The organism is Photobacterium sagamiensis (assembly GCF_050337085.1).
Taxonomy (GTDB): Bacteria; Pseudomonadota; Gammaproteobacteria; order Enterobacterales; family Vibrionaceae; genus Photobacterium; species Photobacterium sagamiensis.
This window is the reverse complement of sequence record NZ_JAKJSP010000049.1, coordinates 1-24,152: the sequence shown is the minus strand read 5'-3', so window position 1 is coordinate 24,152 and position 24,152 is coordinate 1. Positions and strand designations below refer to the sequence as shown.

22 protein-coding genes and 1 pseudogene are annotated in these 24,152 nt (G+C 47.4%); 6 read left to right on the top strand and 17 right to left on the bottom strand.

Going from position 1 to position 24,152, the window contains the following annotated elements; translation table 11 throughout:
- Nucleotides 1-149: 149 nt before the first annotated feature.
- The 8 genes from pgpA to nrdR form a co-directional block, all read right to left on the bottom strand.
- Nucleotides 150-635 carry a phosphatidylglycerophosphatase A gene (gene pgpA, locus L4D76_RS21310; RefSeq protein ID WP_428442885.1) on the bottom strand — a complete coding sequence of 162 codons (486 nt, stop codon included), beginning with the start codon at nucleotides 633-635 and terminating at the stop codon, nucleotides 150-152.
- A 3-nt stretch (nucleotides 636-638) separates the two neighbouring features.
- Nucleotides 639-1,613 carry a thiamine-phosphate kinase gene (gene thiL, locus L4D76_RS21305; RefSeq protein ID WP_428442884.1) on the bottom strand — a complete coding sequence of 325 codons (975 nt, stop codon included), beginning with the start codon at nucleotides 1,611-1,613 and terminating at the stop codon, nucleotides 639-641.
- An 80-nt stretch (nucleotides 1,614-1,693) separates the two neighbouring features.
- A complete protein-coding gene (gene nusB, locus L4D76_RS21300; protein ID WP_428442883.1) occupies nucleotides 1,694-2,164 on the bottom strand; it encodes a transcription antitermination factor NusB in 471 nt (156 codons plus the stop codon).
- Nucleotides 2,164-2,634 (bottom strand): 6,7-dimethyl-8-ribityllumazine synthase, encoded by a 471-nt coding sequence (ribH, locus tag L4D76_RS21295; protein ID WP_428442882.1) that lies wholly within the window; start codon nucleotides 2,632-2,634, stop codon nucleotides 2,164-2,166. Before ribH ends, nusB begins: the two co-directional genes overlap by 1 nt.
- 195 nt (nucleotides 2,635-2,829) lie before the next feature.
- Nucleotides 2,830-3,933, bottom strand: coding sequence for a bifunctional 3,4-dihydroxy-2-butanone-4-phosphate synthase/GTP cyclohydrolase II (gene ribBA / locus L4D76_RS21290; protein ID WP_428442881.1), 1,104 nt, complete (start codon nucleotides 3,931-3,933; stop codon nucleotides 2,830-2,832).
- A gap of 22 nt (nucleotides 3,934-3,955) precedes the next feature.
- On the bottom strand, nucleotides 3,956-4,612 hold the full coding sequence (locus L4D76_RS21285) for a riboflavin synthase (RefSeq protein WP_428442880.1): 657 nt from the start codon (nucleotides 4,610-4,612) through the stop codon (nucleotides 3,956-3,958).
- A 30-nt stretch (nucleotides 4,613-4,642) separates the two neighbouring features.
- Nucleotides 4,643-5,758 (bottom strand): bifunctional diaminohydroxyphosphoribosylaminopyrimidine deaminase/5-amino-6-(5-phosphoribosylamino)uracil reductase RibD, encoded by a 1,116-nt coding sequence (gene ribD, locus L4D76_RS21280; RefSeq protein WP_428442914.1) that lies wholly within the window; start codon nucleotides 5,756-5,758, stop codon nucleotides 4,643-4,645.
- A 79-nt stretch (nucleotides 5,759-5,837) separates the two neighbouring features.
- Nucleotides 5,838-6,287, bottom strand: a complete 450-nt coding sequence (gene nrdR / locus L4D76_RS21275; RefSeq protein WP_428442913.1) for a transcriptional regulator NrdR — start codon at nucleotides 6,285-6,287, stop codon at nucleotides 5,838-5,840.
- A gap of 230 nt (nucleotides 6,288-6,517) precedes the next feature.
- Here nrdR and L4D76_RS21270 point away from each other — a divergent pair, with 230 nt between their 5' ends.
- Nucleotides 6,518-7,264, top strand: a complete 747-nt coding sequence (locus tag L4D76_RS21270; RefSeq protein ID WP_428442879.1) for a MipA/OmpV family protein — start codon at nucleotides 6,518-6,520, stop codon at nucleotides 7,262-7,264.
- Nucleotides 7,265-7,486: 222 nt separating this feature from the next.
- Here the strand turns inward: L4D76_RS21270 and glyA are convergent, their stop codons facing one another.
- Nucleotides 7,487-8,737, bottom strand: a complete 1,251-nt coding sequence (glyA, locus tag L4D76_RS21265) for a serine hydroxymethyltransferase (protein ID WP_428442878.1) — start codon at nucleotides 8,735-8,737, stop codon at nucleotides 7,487-7,489.
- 389 nt (nucleotides 8,738-9,126) lie between these two features.
- Between glyA and L4D76_RS21260 the strand changes: the two genes are divergently transcribed.
- A complete protein-coding gene (locus tag L4D76_RS21260) occupies nucleotides 9,127-9,741 on the top strand; it encodes a YitT family protein (protein WP_428442877.1) in 615 nt (204 codons plus the stop codon).
- A 189-nt stretch (nucleotides 9,742-9,930) separates the two neighbouring features.
- Here the strand turns inward: L4D76_RS21260 and glnB are convergent, their stop codons facing one another.
- The 4 genes from glnB to purL all read right to left on the bottom strand — a co-directional run bounded on the left by glnB (nucleotide 9,931) and on the right by purL (nucleotide 15,805).
- Nucleotides 9,931-10,269, bottom strand: a complete 339-nt coding sequence (gene glnB, locus L4D76_RS21255; protein WP_428442876.1) for a nitrogen regulatory protein P-II — start codon at nucleotides 10,267-10,269, stop codon at nucleotides 9,931-9,933.
- 132 nt (nucleotides 10,270-10,401) lie between these two features.
- Nucleotides 10,402-10,842 (bottom strand): hypothetical protein, encoded by a 441-nt coding sequence (locus L4D76_RS21250; protein WP_428442875.1) that lies wholly within the window; start codon nucleotides 10,840-10,842, stop codon nucleotides 10,402-10,404.
- Between the two features lie 143 nt (nucleotides 10,843-10,985).
- Entirely contained in the window at nucleotides 10,986-11,675 is a 690-nt protein-coding gene (locus L4D76_RS21245; RefSeq protein WP_428442874.1) for an HAD family hydrolase, read from the bottom strand.
- Between the two features lie 194 nt (nucleotides 11,676-11,869).
- On the bottom strand, nucleotides 11,870-15,805 hold the full coding sequence (purL, locus tag L4D76_RS21240; RefSeq protein ID WP_428442873.1) for a phosphoribosylformylglycinamidine synthase: 3,936 nt from the start codon (nucleotides 15,803-15,805) through the stop codon (nucleotides 11,870-11,872).
- A gap of 350 nt (nucleotides 15,806-16,155) precedes the next feature.
- On the opposite strand from purL, the gene mltF reads away from it, so the two are divergent.
- Nucleotides 16,156-17,670, top strand: a complete 1,515-nt coding sequence (gene mltF / locus L4D76_RS21235; RefSeq protein ID WP_428442872.1) for a membrane-bound lytic murein transglycosylase MltF — start codon at nucleotides 16,156-16,158, stop codon at nucleotides 17,668-17,670.
- A 214-nt stretch (nucleotides 17,671-17,884) separates the two neighbouring features.
- Nucleotides 17,885-18,037, top strand: coding sequence for a hypothetical protein (locus L4D76_RS21230; RefSeq protein WP_428442871.1), 153 nt, complete (start codon nucleotides 17,885-17,887; stop codon nucleotides 18,035-18,037).
- Nucleotides 18,038-18,102: 65 nt separating this feature from the next.
- Here the strand turns inward: L4D76_RS21230 and tadA are convergent, their stop codons facing one another.
- Together tadA and L4D76_RS21220 are read right to left on the bottom strand one after the other, a co-directional pair.
- Entirely contained in the window at nucleotides 18,103-18,663 is a 561-nt protein-coding gene (gene tadA, locus L4D76_RS21225; protein WP_428442870.1) for a tRNA adenosine(34) deaminase TadA, read from the bottom strand.
- Between the two features lie 104 nt (nucleotides 18,664-18,767).
- Entirely contained in the window at nucleotides 18,768-19,637 is an 870-nt protein-coding gene (locus L4D76_RS21220; protein ID WP_428442869.1) for a LysR family transcriptional regulator, read from the bottom strand.
- A 221-nt stretch (nucleotides 19,638-19,858) separates the two neighbouring features.
- Here L4D76_RS21220 and L4D76_RS21215 point away from each other — a divergent pair, with 221 nt between their 5' ends.
- Together L4D76_RS21215 and fghA are read left to right on the top strand one after the other, a co-directional pair.
- On the top strand, nucleotides 19,859-20,989 hold the full coding sequence (locus L4D76_RS21215; RefSeq protein ID WP_428442868.1) for an S-(hydroxymethyl)glutathione dehydrogenase/class III alcohol dehydrogenase: 1,131 nt from the start codon (nucleotides 19,859-19,861) through the stop codon (nucleotides 20,987-20,989).
- Between the two features lie 85 nt (nucleotides 20,990-21,074).
- On the top strand, nucleotides 21,075-21,920 hold the full coding sequence (fghA, locus tag L4D76_RS21210) for an S-formylglutathione hydrolase (RefSeq protein WP_428442867.1): 846 nt from the start codon (nucleotides 21,075-21,077) through the stop codon (nucleotides 21,918-21,920).
- Nucleotides 21,921-21,992: 72 nt separating this feature from the next.
- Here the strand turns inward: fghA and L4D76_RS21205 are convergent, their stop codons facing one another.
- Together L4D76_RS21205 and L4D76_RS21200 are read right to left on the bottom strand one after the other, a co-directional pair.
- Complete coding sequence (locus L4D76_RS21205) at nucleotides 21,993-23,552, bottom strand: AbgT family transporter (RefSeq protein ID WP_428442866.1); 1,560 nt, start codon at nucleotides 23,550-23,552, stop codon at nucleotides 21,993-21,995.
- A gap of 410 nt (nucleotides 23,553-23,962) precedes the next feature.
- A pseudogene (locus L4D76_RS21200) lies at nucleotides 23,963-24,152 on the bottom strand (IS4 family transposase); the annotation flags it as partial.

Genomic DNA, 24,152 nt, shown 5'->3' with positions numbered 1-24,152 from the left:
CCGGTCTTAATAAAGACTAGACGAAGAAGCTATATAGTGTTGATTCTGAAGCGGGAATATTTTTAGGCGTGGTAAAAAGAAGCCGCGCAGTTGCACGGCTGATTAAGACTTGTTTACTCTGCTCTAGGAGCTTGTTCAGTTTGTCGTGGTTACCAGCCCAGCCAGTAACCCACACCCCACAGGGTGATCATCGCCATAAAGCCTGCGAGAATGTCGTCAATCATGATGCCAAAGCCACCATGGACATGCTTATCCAGCCAACTGATAGGCCATGGTTTGACCATATCAAAGAAACGGAACAGAATAAAACCAGTAAGCACCCATTGCCAGCTCAGTACCGGGGCTATTGCCATAGTGATCCAGAAACCGACAAACTCATCCCATACGATACTGCCGTGATCATGTACCCCCATATCATCAGAGGTTTTCTGACATATAGTGATACCAATAATCGCAGCGATAATCGTGATCAGAAGATAAGCAGCAAAAGGCAGCTGGACCATCAGCAAATAAAATGGGATCGAAGCAAGGGTACCCATGGTTCCCGGTACGATTGGCGACAAGCCACTGCCAAACCCCGTTGCTAACAGGTGCCAGGGATTTTTCAGGTTGATTAAATCTTTGGGATTACTCACACATTACTCCGAAAAATGGTCATAACCATGTAATTGCCACTCCAGCAACTCATCACGTCGCATCAGCTTAATACCCGTTCCGGTTCGTAGCTGACCAATACAGGTCGCTTTCACTCCGGTATGAGCCAAAGCGGTGTCAAGCGCACCACGATTCTGTTCTGGAACCGTAAAGCATAACTCGTACTCTTCGCCACTGACCAGCGCCAATTGCTGAGCTTTATCCAACTCAGGCTCAAAGGCTAACAGTTCTGCTGACAAAGGTAATTTATCAACATCAATGGTTGCAGCAAGCTGTGAACGTTTCAGTATATGACCGAGATCCGAAATCAAACCATCTGAGATGTCCAGGGCAGAGGAAGCAATACCGCGCAGAGCCTGACCCGCAAGGATACGGGGTTGAGCTTTATAATGGCGTTCAACCAAGGTCGCTTTCAGGGCTTCATCTGCCACAGTTGCTTGCCCCAATAGCACTGCTAAGCCTGCGGCACTATCACCTAACTGACCGGTTACATAAATCCAGTCACCAGAATTGGCACCACTGCGGGTGAGTGCTTGCCCTTCAGGAACAAAACCCTGCACCGTTAAGGTAATGCTGAGCGGTCCTTTTGTGGTATCGCCACCAATCAGCTGGACATTGAAATATTCCGCTAATGCAAAGAAACCGTCACAAAAACGGCTGAGCCAAGCTTCGTCTGGAGTCGGCATGGTGAGGGCCAGAGACACCCAGGCAGGCATCGCCCCCATTGCCGCAAGATCACTCAGGTTAGACGCTAATGCTTTGTGTGCCACCAGTGCAGGATCGGCATCGGCAAGAAAATGGGTTCCGGCAACCAGAGAATCGGTACTAACCGCCAGATGGCTGCCAGCAGGGACATTGAGCAACGCACAATCATCACCAATAGCCAAGACAACATCACGACGATTGACATTTTGATGCTCAAAATAACGAGCGATGAGGTCAAATTCGTTACTAGCCATAATTCTTATTTATTAGGTAGTTTTGTTTATTGGACACAGAAAAAAGGCCAGCAAAGCTGGCCCCATAACGTCGTTTCCGATTATTTCTTTTTGCGAAGTGTTGGTGCTGCTTTATCTAGCACGCCATTCACAAATTTGTGGCTATCTTCTGCACCGAATAGTTTTGCTAGCTCGATTGCTTCGTTGATAACAACTTTATAAGGAACGTCTTCACGCTTAACCATTTCGTACATCGCTAAGCGAAGTAACGCAAGTTCCATCTGGTCCAGATCTTGTAGCGGACGAGACAGGTATGGACGCATTTTGCTATCCAATTCCTGATGGTTAAGTACGACACCCGTTAACAGATCGCTAAAGTAGCTTACGTCTGTATATGGTGCAGCAAGAACAGGAGCTTCTGCTTGATGCTCTTCTTCTTCAAATTTATGATCAGTTAAGAAATGTTGTTCAATATCAGCAACATTACCTTTCGTGATCTGCCAAGCATAAATAGCTTGGACAGCAAACTGACGTGCATTACGACGTGCGGCTGGTTTCACATTAACCCCCATTAGGATTCAATTTGGGACAGAACATTAACCATTTCAAGCGCGCTTAGTGCAGCCTCTGCACCTTTATTACCAGCCTTGGTACCGGCACGCTCAATGGCTTGTTCGATAGAATCGACAGTCAGAACACCGAACGCGACTGGAGTATTAAACTCTAGTGCGACCTGAGCCAGACCTTTATTACACTCACCGGCAACATAATCGAAGTGGGGGGTTCCACCACGAATCACAGAACCTAGAGCAACGATAGCATCATAGCGATCGCTTTTAGCAACCTGCTGTGCAACTAACGGTAGCTCGTAAGCACCAGGACAACGAACAACAGTGATATTGTCATCGCTTACCTGACCTTGACGTTTCAGCGCATCTAGTGCACCTGAAAGTAAGCTTTCATTAATAAAGCTGTTGAAGCGTGCGATTACGATAGCAACTTTTGCGTTTGGTGCCGCGATGGCGCCTTCAATTACCTTCATGGGCCTTCCTGTGACTATGTCTTTCCGGTTTGAGAAACCGCGGGAGTCTATCACACTTTATGCAAGTGTCGCTACGGACAACCAGCGGTTTCACCCGATTAGTTAAATTTATATCCCTATGCCGCAATCATTATGCACAGGGATGTATAGAATTAGCGAATCCTGCTTCAACGGGCCTTTGCCAGTTAAAAAGGATTATTCACAAACGTACTCAACAATGTTCAGGCCAAAACCTGACAATGAGTGGTAACGCTGAGTGCTGGATGATAACAAGCGCATATCAGACACACCTAAATCAGCCAGAATTTGCGAACCGACACCGACCTGACGCGATTGATCCTTCGGATTCAATTTCACTTTCGGTTGTCCGCTGGCCTGAGCCGACAAATTTTTCACCTTTGTGATAATCGTGTCATGGCTTTCCTGCTTGCTCAGCACCACCAGCACACCACCTTCTTCGGCAATACGCTTCATCGCGGCAGGTAACGTCCATTGAGATGCCCCCGAGTGCAGAATATCTTTAAACGTATCTTGCAGGTGAACACGCACCAGCGTGTCCTGCCCATCTTTAACTTCACCATTACGCAGTGCATAGTGGATCTCGTTATCAATGGTATCACGGTAGGTGATCATATCGAACTCACCATATTCGGTTGGCAAACGACACTCAGCAATGCGTTCAATGGTGGTTTCGTTGTTATTCCGGTACTCGATAAGATCGGCAATCGTACCCAGTTTCAGGTCGTGCTTTTCAGCAAACACTTCCAGCTGCGGGCGACGAGCCATGGTGCCATCTTCGTTAAGGATCTCAACGATCACGCTGGATGGTTCCAAACCGGCTAAACGTGCAATATCACAGCCTGCTTCGGTATGGCCGGCGCGAGTTAATACCCCACCTTCCTGTGCCATCAACGGAAAAATATGGCCCGGCATCACAATATCAGCAAAGCTTGCATTCGGTGCTACTGCCGCCTGTACGGTACGTGCGCGATCGGCAGCAGAAATACCGGTTGTAACACCCTCTGCCGCTTCAATCGAAATAGTAAAGTTGGTGCTGAACTGCTCGGTATTATCTTGTACCATCAATGGCAGGTTCAGCTGCTTACAACGTGCATGGGTTAGTGTTAAACAAATCAGTCCACGGCCATGCATCGCCATAAAGTTAATCGCTTCAGGGCTGATTTTTTCGGCAGCAATGATCAGATCGCCTTCATTTTCACGATCTTCATCATCCATTAAGATAACCATCTTACCCTGACGAATATCATCGATAATTTCTTTTGCACTGCTTAAAGCCATAACAATACCCTTATTCTAACCTTTATCCTAAAAACCCAGTTTTAGCTAATAAGTCCATGGTCACTTCTGATTTTTTATCAGCTGCTTTTTCACCTAACATCAAACGCTCTAAATAGCGGGCAATCACATCCACTTCTAAATTCACTTTACGGCCCGCCTGGAATGACTCCATTGTTGTCTCTGCGGCAGTATGCGGTACGATAGTCAATTTAAACTCATTGCCACGAATTGCATTTACCGTCAGGCTGATACCATCAATAGACACGGATCCTTTTTCAGAAATGTACTTAGCCAGATGGTCAGGGGCTTTTAGCCAAAACTCAATCGCACGGCCAGTGTGGGTACGCTCAATAATTTCACCGACTTCATCTACATGACCAGAGACCATGTGACCACCAAAGCGGGTCGTTGGCAACATGGCTTTTTCCAGGTTCACTTTCTGACCAGACTTATAATCAGTAAACGCTGTTCGCTTCAATGTCTCTAGGGATAAATCAGCCACATACCCTTTGCCGGTCAGTTCAACCACCGTCAGGCAAACGCCATTGGTTGCAATACTGTCACCCAGTTTGACATCTGATAGATCAAGCTTGCCTGAATCAACCGTAACAGAAATGTCTGCGCCTTTTGGCGTCAGCGCAGTAATGGTGCCTACAGCTTCAATAATGCCAGTAAACATATCTAAAAATTCCTTGATTCGCTCTACGCGTTAAACGCGAGCAATAATACGTAAATCAGAGCCCACCATGCGAACGTCGGTTATCTCAAGTTGAGGTACTTGAGACATCGCAGTCAGCCCTTGTAAATCAATTAACCCGCGGCTATCGCTACCCATCAGTTTAGGTGCCTGGTAAATGATCAGCTCATCAACCAATCCTGCAGACAGTAACGCACCAGCCAATCCGGCCCCCGCTTCCACCCAGATATGGTTAATATCTTGCTTTACCAGCTCAGCCATTAGCCGTGACAGATCCAACTGTTCAGAATCAGGCTGACAGGGAATGAGCAATTGAGTCACTGAATCAGGCCATACTTCCAGCCCGGCCTCTGCCCGCGCCAGATAAGAGTGCCCCGGTAAACTGAATAACTGATGCTCAGGGGTCACACGATTCTGGCTATCGATAATCACCCTCGATGGCTGGCGCAGTGACTGTTGTGGGTATTCGGTCTGGATCTGCTCACCCAGTTCATCCCACCGCACATTCAATGACGGATCATCAGCCAGTACCGTCGCACTGGTCGATAAAATCGCCCCGGCGCAAGCGCGGAAACGTTGTACATCAGCACGGGCCTGCGGGCTGGTAATCCACTTGCTTTCGCCATTGGCCAATGCAGTACAACCATCAAGACTTGATGCTAATTTTAGCTGTACATAAGGCAAGCCGGTTTTCATTCGCTTAATAAAACCTGCATTCAATGCTTGTGCATCGACTTCCAGCAAGCCCGTCTGAACCTCAATGCCGGCGTCTTGCAGCATTTCAATCCCCCGCCCACCAACTTGCGGATTGGGATCAACCATCGCGCAAACAACACGAGAGACTTTGGCGTTAATCAGCGCCTGGGCGCAAGGAGGGGTGCGACCAAAATGAGAGCAAGGCTCTAGCGTCACATAGGCGGTCGCACCTTCGGCATGATCGCCAGCAGCACGCAGAGCAAACACTTCGGCATGGGGTTGCCCGGCCTGATAGTGGTAGCCTTCACCAACAATGGTCGTACCCTGAGCGATGACACAGCCGACATTTGGATTCGGGGCTGTAGTGAAGCGGCCACGTTTTGCCAGTTTTATAGCACGTAGCATCATGGCATGATCAATAGGAGAGAACATCTGACTTTGCATTCATTCAGCTTAGAGGTCGTGGAATAGCTCACCGTTACTCATTACACAATGAGCTAAACAATCACTTTTATTTTTCTAACTTGGCGATTTCTTCACCAAATTCACGAATATCTTCAAAACTACGATAGACCGAAGCAAAGCGAATATAAGCAACTTTATCCAGCTCTTTTAACGCTTCCATCACTAAGTTACCGATCATATCAGACGGTACTTCGCGTTCACCCGTGGCGCGTAACTGGGATTTAATGGTGTTAATAGCACGTTCAATATCATCTGCGCTCACCGGACGTTTTTCTAACGCGCGTTGAATACCGCCACGAAGTTTATCTTCGTTAAACGGTTCACGATTACCATTAGTTTTTATCACCCTTGGCATCACCAACTCAGCCATTTCAAACGTTGTATAACGTTCATTACAAGCTAAACATTGACGACGACGGCGGACTTGATGGCCATCTGCAACCAGACGGGAATCGATTACTTTGGTGTCATTTGCACCACAAAAAGGACAATGCATCATGCCTCCTAATTTTCGTCGACTCAGTGTAACCCATTTCCATGCCGGAAAGAGAGTATAACCGTGTTTTTTCATGGTTATCCGGTTACAAAAATACAATCACCGGCTCGGGAATCATTATTGACCGTGACCATTTATTAACTTTCACTCACATTTACTCATTTAGTTAATGAATAATAAACCCACTATACCGTACAATACCCCGTAAATATTTCTCTGTGTAAGTAAGTATGATGAATAAGTCAGTAATCGGGGTGATCATTTCAACGGCGTTATTTAGCAGCAGCGCCATTGCTGGACAATGGTCACTCGGCGCAATCACATCGTATTCCCCGGCAGTGTATAAAGACACCGATTCTAACCAGGTTGTGATCCCTTTGGTTGGCTATGAAGGTGAGCATGTTTTTCTCCGCGGCTTTTCAGCCGGAGCACGGTTATTTCCGGCTGGTACACCACAAAATATTATTTTCCGCGTGCGCTATGATCCCAGAACGTTAAAACCCTCAGATTCAGATAACCTGCAAATTCAGCAGCTTGATGAACGTGAGAGTTCTGTACTTGCTGGCGTGAGTTATCAGCAAATAACGCCCGTTGGGATATTCGAGATTGGTGCGGGTACCGATATAGGAAATCAACACAACGGGCTGTATGCAGAAGCAGCATGGCGACTCCCCATTCGAGCGAATAGATGGAGCGTTACTCCTGAAATTGGTTTGGCGTACAACAGCGATAAAATCAATAACCACTTGTATGGCGTATCAGAAGCGGAGTCGGTTCGATCTGGGTTAGCAGAATTTGATGCGGGGTGGGATGGCCAGTATTTCATCGGTATGAATGGGCATTTCATGCTATCGCAACACATTAGGATCACCGCCGGTATCCGATACAGTAATTTAGAGGGGGACATTGCGAGCAGCCCTATTCTCGAAAGATCCGTTTCCCACTCCGGCTCTCTCGGTATCGCCTATATTTTCTGATCACTGTTAATACCAATCGCTATAAGATGTTTCGAATGGCCCTATCCCCCCCAGAAAACAAAAACGGCACCATAACGGTGCCGTTTTCCCAGATCCAACGTTATGCGTTACTAGGTACTAGGTACTAGGTACTAGGTACTAGGTACTAGGTTCTAGGTTCTAGGTTCTAGGTACTAGGTACTAGGTACTAGATTCTAGGAGCAAAGCGTCCTCGCCACACGATTAAGAGTAGACGGGCAGACGCTTACAGATTTCTAGTACTTTCGCTTTCGTCGCTTCAATCACTTCAGGCTTATCAATGTTATCCAGTACATCACAGATCCAGCCAGCAAGCTGCTTGGTGTCTTCTGCGGTAAAACCACGACGCGTGATTGATGGCGTACCAATACGGATACCAGAAGTAACAAACGGGCTGCGAGGATCATTCGGTACACTGTTTTTGTTCACCGTAATATTCGCCGCACCTAATGCTGCATCCGCCTCTTTACCTGTTATGCCTTTGTCGATGAGATCAACAAGGAACAGGTGGTTTTCAGTACCGCCAGAAACGATGTTATAGCCACGCTCAAGGAACTCACCCACCATGACTTTTGCATTCTCAACAACGTGCTGCTGGTAAACCTTAAATTCAGGTTCCATCGCTTCTTTAAACGCGACGGCTTTTGCTGCGATAACGTGCATCAGAGGGCCACCCTGACCACCTGGGAATACTGCTGAATTCAGTTTCTTATAAAGATCTTCACCTTCATTAGAAAGGATCAGACCGCCACGTGGGCCGGCCAGTGTTTTATGCGTCGTCGTTGTTACCACATGTGCATGTGGCACCGGGTTAGGATAAACACCGGCAGCGATAAGGCCTGCAACGTGGGCCATATCAACGAAGAAGTAGGCGTCAACTTTATCTGCGATTTCACGCATGCGTTTCCAGTCAACAACTTGAGAATACGCAGAAAAACCACCGATGATCATCTTCGGCTTGTGCTCTAAAGCAAGAGCTTCCATCTCTTCGTAATCAATCTGACCATTCTCATCGATACCGTAAGGAATAATGTTGTAAAGCTTTCCTGAGAAGTTTACCGGAGAACCGTGAGTTAAGTGACCGCCGTGTGCCAGGCTCATACCTAGAACGGTATCACCTGGATTTAGTAATGCCATGTAAACGGCGTTGTTCGCCTGAGAGCCCGAGTGAGGCTGAACGTTAGCATACTCAGCACCAAACAGCTGACATGCGCGGTCAATGGCCAGTTGCTCGGCTTTATCGACATATTCACAACCGCCGTAATAGCGTTTGCCTGGGTAGCCTTCAGCATATTTGTTAGTCAACTGAGAGCCTTGTGCTTCCATTACACGTGGGCTCGTGTAGTTTTCAGAAGCAATCAACTCGATGTGCTCTTCCTGACGTGCAGTTTCTTCCTGAATTGCTGCAAAAAGTTCCGCGTCATAGTCGGCAATATTCATATCGCGCTTTAGCATCTGTCTCTCCTGACTAAAATAACCACAAGTTGTTGGTAAAAACGAAATTCGCAAAGCTAGGCCCCACGGGGACGCAAACGTTCTCGTCCTACCCGTAATTAACGCTGTATTTTACAGAAATTGATCTAAATCAGATACCCCTAAAATAACTTTTTATTACAATTTCTTCATGTTTATTTTCGATGCAGATATGAATATTTTTCATCTTTATTCAATACCAGCTTACCGTTAGTCACTCTAACAGAGCAATATCAAGAAAAACTCAAAAAAAACGTTTTACAAAGCCGTACAATTATATTTACATGTGCGTTTTATACCTTTACCGCCCGAGCTTCTTTATAAACCTGAACGCTATTATCATTGCATTCATAAACATAAGGAGTTTTCTTTTGAGCGGTAACAAGCATTCTTTGAATGAAAATATCATTGCCATCCTTACCGGCGCCTTTATCGTCGCGCAGGGCGTTTTTTTTCTCCAGCAAGCTGACTTGCTGACCGGAGGAACAACGGGACTGGCGCTATTACTCAGCCAATTTGTTGATGTGTCTTTCGGTAAGCTGTACTTTCTGATGAATACCCCGTTTTACCTGATGGCCTGGTTCCGCATGGGCAGATCATTTGCTATCACAAGCATTATTTCCGGAGGGTTAGTCTCGATCATCACCGACAATCTCCACCATGTGCTGGAAATTAGCCGACTTGATCCCATTTACTGTGCTGTCATCGGTGGGTTACTGATGGGCCTTGGGATGCTAATTCTCTTTCGTCACCGCACCAGCCTCGGTGGATTCAACGTACTGGTTCTCTATTGCCAGGAGAAATTTGGCATCGCGGCGGGCAAAATGCAGATGTGCATCGACATTGGTATTCTGATTTGTTCTTTCTTCTTCGTGACACCGGAGATTTTGATCTTATCTGTACTGGGTGCCATCGTACTGAACCTGGTTCTGGCTATGAACCATAAACCCAGTCGTTATAAAGCCAACGCTGTAACCAGCCAGTAGCAATAACCCCATTAAAAAAGGAAGTGCAATGCACTTCCTTTTTTGTATTCGGTTTCCATAAACGAAGCACAATCGATTTTAGCTCGAAGGAATTTAGCTCAAGAGCAAAGAGGAAGCGCGGAGCTTATAAGCATAAGTGAGCACTTCCGATACAGCTATTGAGCGAAATAACGAAGAGATTAAAGTGATTTAGATAGCGTCTTCGTCTTCTTCGCCTGTTCGTATGCGAACTACACGCTCAACATCAAACATGAAGATTTTACCGTCACCAATCTTACCTGTTTGGGCGGTTTCGATAATCGTATCGATACATTGTTCGGCAACTTCATCTGTCACTACGATTTCAATTTTAACTTTTGGCAGAAAGTCGACCATGTATTCAGCACCACGGTACAATTCAGTGTGGCCTTTTTGGCGACCAAATCCTTTCACTTCAGATACCGTCATACCTGTGATACCGACTTCAGCCAAAGCTTCGCGAACATCATCAAGCTTAAATGGCTTTATAATGGCTTCAATTTTTTTCATTTTTCATCGTCCTTTGCTGAGCAGAGGTTTGCCAGTTAGTACCTCGATACTATTCTAGCCACCTGATTTACTGTTTTTTTATTATCACCGATCTGACCGATTAAATTAAGCGCTATTAAGACTTTTCAGTCTTTATAACTTTGAGTAGCGGTTCAAAGAGAGTTGATCTGCCGGATATAGAATCACATTAGAGTCCATCATTTTCAGTAGTAAAAACACGGCATACAGCAACACCGTACTATTAATGGCTAAAACAACAAGACTACGAAATGCCGGTAGGATCAGATCGGGTAAAAACGGGAGCAGGCTCATATCAAAAAACAGGGTTGCCGCCGGAATGAAAAAATAGAGTGGGATAAACCCCCACTTGTAGCCTTGAAGTAACCCGGCAAAGGCGCCAAGCCCAGAAAACAACACCAGCGCGGCAATAAAACTGGGGACGATACTTACCGGATTATCGTCAAATATGACGGTAAAAGTATCGATATGTCTGATCAAACAACTCACAACGAGAACAGCTAATACTTTTGCAGCACAGACCGTTCCCTTCATCTTGGGAATATTCATTTCCATATTTCATCCTTGATATGGCACTTTAAAAATCGTCGGATCATCCATTCAATCCGTGATAGTAGTCCTTCTCTTCTTCCTGAAAGCGTTAGTATCTCTAAATCAAATAATACCAATCGGGACAATTATCCCGATTGGTATAACCATTATATTAATGAATTCGCAGTCAACTGGACCAGATCAACAAATCCATCTAATGAACGAACAACCCGGGTGTTCGGATTAGCCTGTAACGCTTTGCGGTTTAACCATACCGATTTCATGCCTGCTAACTGGCCGGCCTGAGCATCGCGCAGGGGGTGGTTACCGATATACCAGCATTGCTCCGGGCTGACCTTACCTCTTTGACATGCCGCCTTAAAAATCCCCAAATCCGGCTTTGCTACGCCAGCCTGCTCCGATGTCATCACAAAACGAAAATAGTGACGAATACCGGTTTGCTCCAATTTGGCTTCTTGCTGATAGGTAAAACCATTACTGATCACAGCAAGAGGTGCGGTATCTTTTAACCGTTGCAATGCCGGTTCAACATCCGGAAACAAACGCCAGTGTTGTTGATAGATATTAAAATACTCGGTGAAGAGTTGATCGGCTTGTTTACAGGTTAACGGGCGCTTAAATAATTCACTGATACGAGCCCGGCGCTGCTGTTCAAAATTCAGCTCGCCAGCTCGCCAGCGGGCACGGTGTTTATCTGTAATCTGCCGCCATATCACTTCTGGCGTGTCTGTCAGTGCAATAACATTGTCATGATATCGTGAGACGAAGGTACGGATTGCATCCTGCTCCGCACCATCATGATCGAGTAACGTATTATCAAGATCGAAGAAAATCATACAGCCTCCTCACAATCACCAACCATTCTCCCAAATTAATAACAAATTATCTACAAGGCGAGAAAAATCGAACATCGGTGCTGATAAAGACTAATTTAGCCTGTTTTTTGGCCGTTTTTCTGCGTTTTGTGATTAAAAAAGCCGCGACCTGATCAGGTCGCGGCTTTTTTGCTACTTAAACACTTGGGTCTACATCAACCGATATTAACGCGCGCGTTACGGAACATACGCATCCACGGGCTATTTTCGCTCCAGTCATCCGGGTGCCATGAGTTGGCCACGGTGCGGAACACTCGCTCAGGGTGAGGCATCATGATAGTCACACGACCATCCGTTGTTGTCAGGCCCGTAATACCGTTTGGCGAACCGTTCGGGTTAGCCGGGTAATTCTGGGTGACATTACCGAAGTTATCCAGGTAACGCAGAGCCACCGTACCGGATTGCTCAATCGCATTGAGGTGCTCACCGTTACGCACTTCCACACGACCTTCACCGTGGGAAACCGCGATAGGCATACGAGATCCCGTCATCTCATTAAAGAACAAAGAGTCACTCTTCTGAACTTCAACCAGGCTGAAGCGTGCTTCAAAACGTTCTGATTCGTTACGTACGAAACGTGGCCACAGATCGGCGCCGGGAATTAGGTCATGCAAGTTCGACATCATCTGACAACCGTTACAGACACCAAGTGCCAGTGTATCGTTGCGATGGAAGAAGGCTTCGAATTGATCACGTGCCATGTTGTTGAACAACACTGACTTCGCCCAGCCTTCACCGGCACCTAATACGTCACCGTAAGAGAAGCCGCCACAAGCAACCAGACCATTGAAACCGTCCAGCTTCACGTTGCCAGAAAGAATATCACTCATGTGAACGTCTCTCGCTTCAAACCCTGCACGATCAAAGGCTGCTGCCATTTCCACGTGGGAGTTTACGCCCTGCTCTCGCAGGATAGCCATTTGCGGTTTGGCGCCCTTGTTTATAGCAGGAGCCCCTGCTTTTCGTGAAGAGATAAAGGGTGCGGCAATATCTTTATTAAGATCAAAGCTTAGTTTGGTGTTCAAACCAGGATCGCTGTTGTCTTTCTTCGCTTCAAACTCTTGCAATGCACCTGCCGGGTTATCACGCATCGCCTGCATCTGATACGTGGTTTCAGCCCAGATAGTACGAAGCTCTGTACGGCTCTGTTCTAAAACGCGGTCGTTACCATTCCAGATACGAACCACATCTTCATCAATCACAGTACCGATAATATGGCTACATGCTTCCAGACCGTTTGCTGCCAGTACCGATTGAACAGTATCGAGATCTTCAGTGCGAACTTGCAATACCGCACCTAACTCTTCGTTAAATAGCGTTGCCAGTACATCTTCACACTCGTCAAATTCAGTGGTGTTGATATCCACTTCAACACCGGTGTGACCTGCAAATGCCATTTCAGCCAGCGTTACATACAGACCACCATCACCACGGTCATGGTAAGCCAGTACTTTCTCATCACGAACCAGTGCTTGAACTGCGTAGAAGAAACCTTTTAGTAGCTCAGGGCTATCAACATCAGCAGGCTTGTCCCCCAGTTGCTTATAAACCTGTGCCAGTGCCGTTGCACCGAGGCGATTTTGACCACAGCCGAGATCAATCAAGACCAGACTGGATTCGCCTTTATCTGTACGTAGCTGAGGCGTTACTGTTTTACGTACGTCTTCAACACGGCCAAATGCGGTAATAACCAATGATAGCGGAGAGGTAACTTCTTTCTGTTCACCGTCTTGTTCCCACTTGGTCTTCATCGACATCGAGTCTTTACCAACGGGAATGGTCAGGCCAAGCGCCGGACACAGCTCTTCACCAACCGCTTTAACGGCTTCGTACAGACCCGCATCTTCGCCTGGGTGGCCAGCAGGAGACATCCAGTTCGCTGACAGATTGATACGCTTCATGTCGCCGATATCAGCACTTGCGATGTTGGTGATGGCTTCACCGACGGCTAAACGTGCAGACGCACCGAAATCAAGCAATGCAACAGGTGTACGCTCACCCATAGACATCGCTTCACCGTGATACGTGTCATAGCTCGCTGCTGTTACGGCACAGTTAGCAACCGGAACCTGCCATGGACCCACCATCTGATCACGCGCAACCAAACCTGTTACCGTACGGTCACCAATGGTGATCAGGAAGGTTTTCTCAGCAACCGCGGGCAGACGAAGTACACGGTGTGTTGCTTCTTCTAACTTGATCGCGCTGCGATCAATGGCCTGACCTTCTGCTTTTTGCGTCTTAACATCGCGATGCATCTTCGGCGCTTTGCCCAACAAGATGTCCATCGGCATATCAATTGGCGTGTTGTCAAAATGGCTGTCTTCCAGCGTTAGGTGACGTTCTTCAGTTGCTTCACCCACGACTGCGTACGGCGCACGCTCACGCTTACAGATTGCATCAAATGCCGCCATATTTTCTGGCGCAACTGCCATAACATAACGTTCTTGCGATTCGTTACACCAGATCTCCAGCGGGCTCATGCCAGGTTCATCATTAGGTACATCACGCAGCTGGAATTTACCGCCACGTTCGCCGTCATCAACAAGCTCAGGTAATGCATTAGAAATACCGCCCGCACCCACATCGTGGATAAAGGCGATTGGGTTGTTTTCTCCCATCTGCCAGCAACCGTCGATCACTTCCTGGCAACGACGTTCCATCTCTGGATTTTCACGCTGTACCGACGCAAAATCTAAATCTTCCGCAGACTGACCCGATGCCATGGATGAAGCAGCGCCACCGCCCAAACCAATGTTCATCGCAGGGCCACCAAGTACGATAAGCTTCGCACCGACTGGGATTTCTTTTTTCTGTACGTGTTCTGCGCGAATGTTACCCATACCACCAGCAATCATGATTGGCTTGTGGTAACCACGGATTTCTTCACCGTTGTGTGAGGTCACTTTTTCTTCGTAGGTACGGAAGTAACCTAACAGGTTAGGACGTCCGAATTCGTTGTTAAATGCAGCGCCACCTAGCGGGCCTTCGAGCATGATATCTAATGCGTTAACAATACGGCCCGGCTTACCGAAGTCGGTTTCCCATGGCTGTTCGAACCCAGGAACACGCAAGTTAGACACAGTGAAGCCCACCAGACCTGCTTTTGGCTTACCGCCGATACCGGTCGCGCCTTCATCACGAATTTCACCACCAGAGCCGGTAGAAGCACCAGGCCAAGGAGAAATTGCAGTTGGGTGGTTATGAGTTTCTACCTTCATCAGGATATGTGCCGCTTCCTGATGGTAGTTATATTGGCGAGACTCTGGGTTGGGGAAGAAACGGCCGACTTCAGAGCCTTCCATGACTGCGGCATTATCTTTGTACGCAGACAGAACGTGCTCATGGTTCTTTTCGTAGGTGTTCTTGATCATTTTGAACAATGACTTTTCCTGATCGACACCGTCGATAGTCCAGTCAGCGTTAAAGATCTTATGACGACAGTGCTCTGAGTTTGCCTGCGCAAACATCATCAGTTCGATGTCGTTAGGGTTGCGTCCTAACTTAGTGAAGTTTTCAACTAAGTAGTCGATTTCATCTTCAGCCAGTGCCAGGCCTAGCTTCAGGTTCGCCTCTTCCAGCGCTTTTCGGCCGTCAGCTAAAATATCAACGCTCTGAACCGGTGCCGGCTCCGCTTGGGTAAAGAGTGCAGTCGCGGCATTTAAATCAGTGAAAACAACTTCCATCATACGGTCGTGGATCAGACCTTTGAGCTCAGTCAGTTGTACATCCGTCAGATCAGCCGTTGTGTCGACATAATAAGCCGTACCACGCTCTAAGCGCTTGACGTTATGTAGTGCACAGTTATGGGCGATATCCGTCGATTTGGAAGACCATGGAGAGATTGTTCCCGGACGAGGGATAACCAGAAGCATTGTGCCTGTCGGCTCATGCTCAGCAATCGTCGGACCGTAGGTTAGCAGGCTTGCCAGCTTGCTTTGCTCATCAGCATTCAGGGGAGCCGATACATCAGCAAAATGCATAAACTCAGCGTAAATGCCTGACACAGGCAGATCTAACTCGCGGCAACGCTCTAATAGCTTATTAACGCGAAACTCAGACAGTGCGGGTGAACCACGCAAAATTTCCATGTGCGTACGTCTCTCGATTAGCAGTTGAATGAAGGTGATATTGGCCTAACACCCAGTTCAGTCACTGGGCTAATTACGTCAATGCCACCTTTTTCACCGAATTGACCCGATCAATCGAGGCGAGTAACTCACGATGGAGCGTAGTATAAAGGAATTTTTTTTGTGACGTAACTCCTGACGCAACCGTTTGCGTGTTTTTTTTCGCTCGTGGCAAAATATGAGGAAAAAGACAACGTTTTACCACTGTAGATGTCTAAAAGAGTAATTCTTCCCGAGAACAAGGCAGAGTCACTTTGCTCAATTGCCTACCTTTGGTATAAAGAACACCAAATTATAACGATGAGCATTTTTTGTTGAGCAATGATCTGTTAATCACGAAGGTTCGATACCTCTTTATTATCTTCCTGACGTTTATGCTACTTTCCGGGTGTAAGTGGCAGGAGAGCACGCAAAGCGATCTTAAGCAGATCCGCGAAAGCGGCGTTCTTCGGATTGGTACGCTGAACAACCAGCTGTCTTATTACATTGGCACTGATGGCCCGACGGGGCTCGATTATGAACTCGCCCAGCGTTTTGCCAGTAAATTAGGTGTCAAACTGGAAATGCAGCCAATGTTTACCCTGTCAGGCCTGTTTCCCGCTTTACAACGTGGCGATGTCGATATCATTGCCGCAGGATTGACGATAATCCCTGATCGCTTAGTCTCATTCCATCCGGCACCGGCTTATTATTATGCCAGCCAGCTAGTCGTGTATAAAAAAGGACAATGGCGCCCTCGTACTCCGGCCGATCTTGCCAAGAATAAAGGTAGCTTAACCGTCGTCAAAGGCTCCAGCCATGAAAAACGCTTGCTAGAGCTGAAAGCTGTGTATCCGAAACTTACCTGGGAATCGGTCGAAGATATAGACAGCGAAGAACTGCTGCGCATGGTTGCCGCGGGTAAGCTGGATTTTACCGTTGCAGATTCAGTTGATGTCGCACTGATCCAGCGTATTCACCCTGATATTGCGCTGGCGATGGAGCTGACCGAAGATGAAGCGATCAGCTGGTTTGTCAATAGCACAGCCGATGACAGCCTTTATGCACTGTTAATTGAATTCTTCGGCGAATTGCAGCAGAGCGGTGAATTAGCCCAGCTGGAAGAAAAGTACTTTGGTCACGTCGACAAGTTTGATTATGTTGATACCCGTGCATTTTTACGTGCGATCGAGAGCAAGTTACCTCAGTGGGAGTCTCTGTTTAAGAAGTATTCCAATGAACTTGACTGGCGTCTGATCGCCGCATTGTCATATCAGGAGTCACACTGGAACCCACGTGCGGTTTCACCAACCGGTGTAAGGGGCATGATGATGCTGACGTTACCCACCGCAAAATCGGTTGGTGTTAAAAACCGGCTCGATCCTGAGCAAAGTATCCGCGGCGGTAGCGATTACTTGCGCAAGATGATCAGCCGTGTTCCTGACAGTATCGAAGATCACGAAAAAGTCTGGTTCGCCCTGGCATCGTATAACGTCGGCTTCGGCCATCTGATGGACGCTCGCCGATTAACCAAACAACAAGGCGGAAACCCTGATGCCTGGAGTGATGTTAAACAACGTCTGCCATTGTTACGTCAGCAGAAGTACTACAAACAGACTCGCTACGGTTATGCCCGGGGGGATGAAGCGCTCAACTATGTAGAAAATATCCGCCGTTACTACCAGAGCATTATTGGTTACGAACAAGCGCATAACCGTGAGCCGCAGAGCGAAGAAATTCAGGTGATTGATGGTTTAAAAACCATCACCTCAATCTTACCGGCCAAACAGGTCAGTAATCAGACTGTGAACAGTAACGCAGAAGCGACGAACGAAATCAGCCGGTAGCCTTATCCCGATTGGTTCAAGCTAATACTCACAGCCCTACTTGATGTAGGGCTGTGTTTTTTTGAGATCACAAATAGACGGGCTGATTTTACAGAGATTAGGATCAAGATGAGACCTGGATCATTCTCAATTTTATATAATTAAGTCACAATCCAAGCAATGATGCTTACTGTGATCAGTGTTTGGCTGTCACATCTTTTCGGAAGAGAAAACAATGAGATTCTCGAAACAACATTCGGCAATTAAGCGTTTAAGGCAACGCCTCACATCGGCAGCAACCCGCCGTAAACGCTTAAGTATCAATACTCATCGTAAAACACTCTGGCGCCAGCGTACTTATATTGTTGCCGCTAACATTGCCAGCTAATACCGCTGACTGACAGAACTGCTTTCAGAGACTACTGGTTTCAGATACTAAAGAATAGAGCTCGGTCATTTCCTGTTTACAGGTATTTCCGAGCTTTTTATTTCTATCCTACAGCTTAGCTTGCGCTGCCTGTCTTTTTTCTCCGCTTTTTTTTCAGCCCGGCGACGCTTAAAAAAGGCCTGTAGTTGTACGCGGCATTCCTCGGCCAATATTCCCGACTGGCAACCGACATGGTGATTCACCTGATCATAACTCAGCAAGTTCATCAGACTGCCTGCGGCACCGGTTTTCAGATCATGGGCACCAAATACCACTTTGCCTATCCGGCTGTGCACCATCGCCGCCGCACACATCGGGCACGGCTCTAACGTCACGTACAGTGTGGCATCAATCAAGCGGTAGTTCTGCACCACTTTCCCGGCCTGACGCAACGCCATTATTTCTGCATGCGCTGTCGCATCATGCTGACCAATCGAACGGTTCCAGCCTTCACCAACAACCTGACCGTTATACACGACCACTGCGCCAACCGGCACTTCCCCTTCCGCTTCTGCCAGAGACGCCAGCTCAATCGCACGGCGCATATACAGTTCATCTTGGTTTACGTCGGTGTTCTGATCTGTCACGAGCTTTCTCAAATACGGTCATTTACCTGGGCGGCCGATTATAAGCCAAGCCACCCTCCACTCCAACCCATGCATCACTATCGCGCTGACGATTACGTTAACCTCTATGGCAATTGTTCCGCCAGATAATCCACCAGCATCCGCACTTTAGGAGATAAGTGGCGGTTATGGGGGTAGAGGGCCCATATCCCTTCTTTCGGCTCCTGATAATTATCCAGCACCGATACCAGGTTGCCGGCTTTAAGTTCCTGGTCAACATAGTAATCAGGTAGCTGCACCAGCCCGATCCCTTTTAACGCCGCATCGAGTAAGCCATAGCCGCTATTACAGATCAACGTTCCACAAACCCGCACACTCTTTTCTTTGCCCGCTTCCTGAAAACGCCAGTAATCGTGATTACCTAATAAACAATTATGGTGGCGAAGCTCGGATAAAGAGTGAGGAACGCCATACTTTTCCAGATATTCAGGCGCGGCGCAGACAAATTGAGTCCGGTTGGTGAGACGTTTCGCCATCATGGTAGAGCTGGATAACTTACCCAAACGAATTGCTAGATCAAACCCGCCTTCAACCAAATCAACTTGCCGGTTGGTGAGATCGACGACCACCTCAACCTCAGGATAACTCAGCATAAAATTACTCACTAACGGCATAATGTACTTTTCGCCATACGTCACTGGGGCTGTCAGCTTCACGATTCCTTGCGGAGTATCACGCAGATTACTGATAGCCCTCTCTGCCTCTTCCAGTCCATCCATGATCTGACGGCAGTGGCGGTAATACACCGTTCCCTCTTCGGTCAATGACACCTTGCGGGTCGTGCGGTAAAACAGCTTAGTACTTAGCCTGTTCTCCAGCGCACTGATTTGCCGGCTTACTTGTGCGGTGGAAATACCAAGCCGCTTCGATGCCGCCGTAAAGCTATCGGTCTCCGCCACGGCCACAAATTCGGTTACCCCTTCCCATAGAAACATTGCACGACCTGCCTGCTGAGTTATTCAGCCTTTATTACACACTGGTAAAAGTAATTTACGTTTTAACCTAATTATCATTTAATTGGAAACAAATACAATAGCTCCCATCGAAACACACAACGCAACACTGCAAAGTTATTCGTTGTTACCAGAATTCTCTCCTACTGTGTATGGGTAGGAATAACAATCAAAGGCTCAGAGCCTGAACAGAGAGAACAAAAATGTCTGAACAATTTATTAAATCCAAAGCCGCCATCGCCTGGGGCCCGAATCAACCACTATCGGTTGAAGAAGTCGATGTGATGCTACCTAAAGCGGGTGAAGTATTAGTACGTATTGTCGCTACAGGTGTTTGCCATACTGATGCCTTCACTCTTTCTGGCGACGATCCTGAAGGGATCTTCCCTGCAATCTTAGGTCACGAAGGTGGCGGTATTGTTGAGCAAATCGGCGAAGGCGTGACGAGCGTACAAGTTGGCGACCACGTTATCCCACTTTACACGCCAGAATGTGGTGAGTGTAAATTCTGTAAATCAGGTAAAACCAACCTGTGTCAGAAAATTCGTGAGACTCAAGGTAAAGGTCTAATGCCAGATGGCACTACCCGCTTCTATAAAGATGGCCAGCCTATCTTCCATTACATGGGTTGTTCGACATTCTCTGAGTACACGGTACTGCCTGAAATTTCACTGGCGAAAGTCAGCAAAGAAGCCCCTCTTGAAGAAGTTTGCCTGTTAGGCTGCGGGGTAACCACGGGCATGGGTGCAGTACTGAAAACCGCCAAAGTTCAAAAAGGCGATACCGTTGCTATCTTTGGTTTAGGTGGTATCGGCCTGTCTGCCATCATTGGTGCAACCATGGCAGGTGCCAGCCGCATCATCGGTGTTGATATCAATGAAAGCAAATACGAACTGGCGAAAAAACTGGGCGCAACAGATTGCATCAATCCGAAAGACTTTGATAAGCCGATTCAGGAAGTGATCGTTGAGATGACTGATGGCGGCGTAGACTTCTCGTTCGAGTGCATCGGTAATGTTGATGTTATGCGATCTGCACTTGAGTGCTGCCATAAAGGCTGGGGCGAATCGGTCATCATTGGTGTTGCTGGGGCCGGCCAGGAAATTTCAACCCGCCCATTCCAGCTAGTGACGGGGCGAGTATGGCGTGGTTCTGCTTTCGGTGGTGTTAAAGGCCGCTCTGAACTGCCTGAAATCGTTGAACGCTACATGGCGGGTGAATTTAAACTGGATGACTTCATCACTCATACCATGGGTCTTGAGGCGATTAATGATGCGTTTGATCTGATGCATGAAGGTAAGAGCATCCGTTCAGTGATCCACTACGACAAATAATCGTAACCACAACCATTTAGCGCTGCATATGCAGCGCTAGTTGTTTACATTGCCGTTTACCTTTGATCGCCATTAAGAGCCCCTCATGATCCTAGACAACATCAGCGCCAATAAAAGTTTTGGTGGCTGGAATAAGCAATACACCCATCGTTCAGCAGTATTAAATTGTGAAATGCGCTTTGCCATTTTCCTGCCGCCACAGATCAGCAAAGGGCAAAAAGTACCCGTGCTTTACTGGTTATCGGGGCTGACCTGCACCGATGAAAACTTTATGCAAAAAGCCGGCGCACAGCGCATTGCCGCAGAGCTTGGCATTGCCATCGTCGCACCAGATACCAGCCCGCGCGGTGAAGGGGTCGCGGATGATCCCGATGCCGGTTATGACTTCGGTTTAGGGGCTGGCTTCTACGTCAATGCAACCCAGGCACCATGGAACCGCCATTACCAGATGTATGATTACGTGGTCAACGAGCTGCCTGATCTGATTGAAGCGCACTTTCCGGTCACGCAACAACGGGCGATCAGCGGTCACTCGATGGGCGGCCACGGTGCACTGACTATCGCCCTGCGCAATCCGCAGCGTTACAGCTCTGTATCCGCATTTAGCCCTATCTCGAATCCGATTAACTGCCCTTGGGGACAGAAAGCGTTTACGGGGTACTTAGGCCAAGACAGTGAAAGCTGGAAGCAATATGACGCATCAGAATTAATGAAGCAGGCTGAAACCAAGCTTCCGGCTTTGGTTGATCAGGGTGATCAGGACAGCTTCCTCGCTGAACAGTTAAAACCTGAAGCGTTAATCGCAGCAGCGCAAGCCAGCCAATACCCGTTAGAGCTGCGCATGCAGGAAGGTTATGATCACAGCTACTTTTTCATGGCGAGTTTTATCGAAGATCACCTGCGTTTTCATGCCAGCCACTTCGGGGCTTAATACAACGTCCATTAAAAAGCCCGACAAGATGCCGGGCTTTAAAGTTTTTCACTGAAAATATCTCAGTAAATATTACATGCTGTAGGTGTACGGAGCCTGGATACCCAGAGGAATACCGAGTGCCCAGTAGGCCAGCAGGAAGAGAGTCCAGCCAACCATCATCGCAATGGAGTAAGGCATCATCATCGATGCAAGAGAACCAATACCGGAGCTCTTCACGTAGCGCTGCATGTAAACAACAACCAATGGGAAGAAGACCATCATCGGTGAGATGATGTTCGATACCGAGTCACCGACACGGTAAGCTGCCTGAGTCAGTTCAGGAGAAATACCCACCGCCATTAGCATCGGCACCAGGATTGGACCAATCAGTGCCCACTTCGCCGATGCAGAACCTACCAATAGGTTAACAACCGCGGTAAGCAAAATCATACCCACAATCGTAATCTGACCAGGCAGGTTCATCGCATGAAGCATCTCTGCACCAGAAAGTGCTAGTAGCGTACCCAGGTTAGACTGGGTAAAGGCAACCAGGAACTGGGCAATGAAGAATGCCATTACCATGAAGCTGCCCATGCTGCTCATTGTCGCTGACATTGACTTAATGACATCGTCGCTCGATTTGAACGTACCAGCCACTTTGCCATAAACCACACCAGGGATCACAAACAGAATGAAGATCAACGGCACGATAGACTGCATCAGTGGTGCAGTGAACGCGGTGATCTGCCCTTCCGGTGAACGCAGTGGTGAGGTTTCCGGGTAGACAGACGCAACAAGTACCACAATACCTGCAACCATTGCCCAACCGGCACGCGTGAATGCTTTGCTTTCGATTTCGGTGAAAGAGCCCATATCCGGCGCTTCTTCCGCATCGTCATCAATAGCGGTATTCGCTAGGCGTGGTTCAATGATTTTCTCTGTAACATACCAGCCAATACCCACAACTAAAACTGAAGATAAACCAGTAAATAGCAAATTAGATAACGGGTTAACAATGTATGCCGGATCGAGAATTTGTGCCGCAGACTGCGTAAAACCAGCAAGAAGAGGATCGATACCTGAAGGAATAAAGTTCGCTGAAAAACCGCCAGATACACCCGCGAATGCCGCAGCGATACCCGCAAGAGGGTGACGACCTGCCGCATGGAATATAATACCACCTAGCGGGATAACCAATACATAACCCGCATCCGCCGCAGTGTGCGATACAATCGCCACCAGGATCAGCATCGGTGTTAGCAGTTTCGCCGGGGTGAAGTTAAGCATTTTCTTCAGGCCGGTATTGATAAAGCCAGACGCTTCTGCCACACCGACACCCAGCATCGCTACCAATACAATCCCCAGAGGAGCAAAACCGGTGAAGTTCTTCACCATATTCGCCAAGAAACTTGCAAATGATTCACCCGTTAACAGGTTTTTCACTTCAACAGCCTGTCCGGTTACAGGGTGAACAAAACCAAAATCAAATTGGGACAATATTGCAGACAGCACCCAGACAATGATTAATCCCCAAAAAAACAGCAGTGCAGGATCCGGAATTCTGTTTCCTGTTCGTTCAATTACGTTTAAAAATTTATCCATTGCACTGGAAGGCATATCCGGTGCTTTTTGTACGGCTTCGTTACTCATGGGAGCTCCATGCTATTGATGATGTTGTTAATTTGCGGCGGTGTATTTACCAATCGGGTTCAACCGGTATTTTTTCTTATCGCCAGTCAATCTGATGCTTTCTTAGTATGAGAAAGCCCTCACAGATTGTAATAAAAACGACAACAAAAAAAGCACGTTAAACTAACTAATCATCAAAACCAGCCAGGTTATATTGTAAATAAATATTAACACCACACATAACCCTAACAACTCTCAAACAACAGCACCTCACAGACACAACAATAGACGTTACAATAAAATCGCTGAATGGCTGACTAAGGTATAATTCGCTTAAACAATATTCTCAGTGGGAGCTTTGAATTTCGCAGGTTGAAGTCGTCTTATCGCAGAGCCGAAACCAAAAAAGGCACCCGAAGGTGTAATGCCGTTCACTTAACGTGAGCGGCATTGTTTTTTCTAACGGGATATCGGTTTTTTGAGCACTTCAATACTCTAGGGTAACTTCGTTCTCTTCTAGCAGGTAAAATAAACTGCTTCGCGATCTCTTCTAGTACCATTACTTGTTTCGGTATGTTCCCTGGTGTCACAAATGGCAACTGCGTTAACTCATGAACAATA

Excerpts from the sequence above, each read along its gene's own strand:
- thiL (WP_428442884.1), bottom strand. The coding sequence starts at position 1,613 with ATGGCTAGTAACGAATTTGACCTCATCGCTCGTTATTTTGAGCATCAA.
- nusB (WP_428442883.1), bottom strand. The coding sequence starts at position 2,164 with ATGGGGGTTAATGTGAAACCAGCCGCACGTCGTAATGCACGTCAGTTT.
- ribH (WP_428442882.1), bottom strand. The coding sequence starts at position 2,634 with ATGAAGGTAATTGAAGGCGCCATCGCGGCACCAAACGCAAAAGTTGCT.
- ribBA (WP_428442881.1), bottom strand. The coding sequence starts at position 3,933 with ATGGCTTTAAGCAGTGCAAAAGAAATTATCGATGATATTCGTCAGGGT.
- L4D76_RS21285 (WP_428442880.1), bottom strand. The coding sequence starts at position 4,612 with ATGTTTACTGGCATTATTGAAGCTGTAGGCACCATTACTGCGCTGACG.
- ribD (WP_428442914.1), bottom strand. The coding sequence starts at position 5,758 with ATGTTCTCTCCTATTGATCATGCCATGATGCTACGTGCTATAAAACTG.
- nrdR (WP_428442913.1), bottom strand. The coding sequence starts at position 6,287 with ATGCATTGTCCTTTTTGTGGTGCAAATGACACCAAAGTAATCGATTCC.
- L4D76_RS21270 (WP_428442879.1), top strand. The coding sequence starts at position 6,518 with ATGATGAATAAGTCAGTAATCGGGGTGATCATTTCAACGGCGTTATTT.
- glyA (WP_428442878.1), bottom strand. The coding sequence starts at position 8,737 with ATGCTAAAGCGCGATATGAATATTGCCGACTATGACGCGGAACTTTTT.
- glnB (WP_428442876.1), bottom strand. The coding sequence starts at position 10,269 with ATGAAAAAAATTGAAGCCATTATAAAGCCATTTAAGCTTGATGATGTT.
- L4D76_RS21250 (WP_428442875.1), bottom strand. The coding sequence starts at position 10,842 with ATGGAAATGAATATTCCCAAGATGAAGGGAACGGTCTGTGCTGCAAAA.
- L4D76_RS21245 (WP_428442874.1), bottom strand. The coding sequence starts at position 11,675 with ATGATTTTCTTCGATCTTGATAATACGTTACTCGATCATGATGGTGCG.
- purL (WP_428442873.1), bottom strand. The coding sequence starts at position 15,805 with ATGGAAATTTTGCGTGGTTCACCCGCACTGTCTGAGTTTCGCGTTAAT.
- L4D76_RS21230 (WP_428442871.1), top strand. The coding sequence starts at position 17,885 with ATGAGATTCTCGAAACAACATTCGGCAATTAAGCGTTTAAGGCAACGC.
- L4D76_RS21220 (WP_428442869.1), bottom strand. The coding sequence starts at position 19,637 with ATGTTTCTATGGGAAGGGGTAACCGAATTTGTGGCCGTGGCGGAGACC.
- L4D76_RS21215 (WP_428442868.1), top strand. The coding sequence starts at position 19,859 with ATGTCTGAACAATTTATTAAATCCAAAGCCGCCATCGCCTGGGGCCCG.
- fghA (WP_428442867.1), top strand. The coding sequence starts at position 21,075 with ATGATCCTAGACAACATCAGCGCCAATAAAAGTTTTGGTGGCTGGAAT.
- L4D76_RS21205 (WP_428442866.1), bottom strand. The coding sequence starts at position 23,552 with ATGAGTAACGAAGCCGTACAAAAAGCACCGGATATGCCTTCCAGTGCA.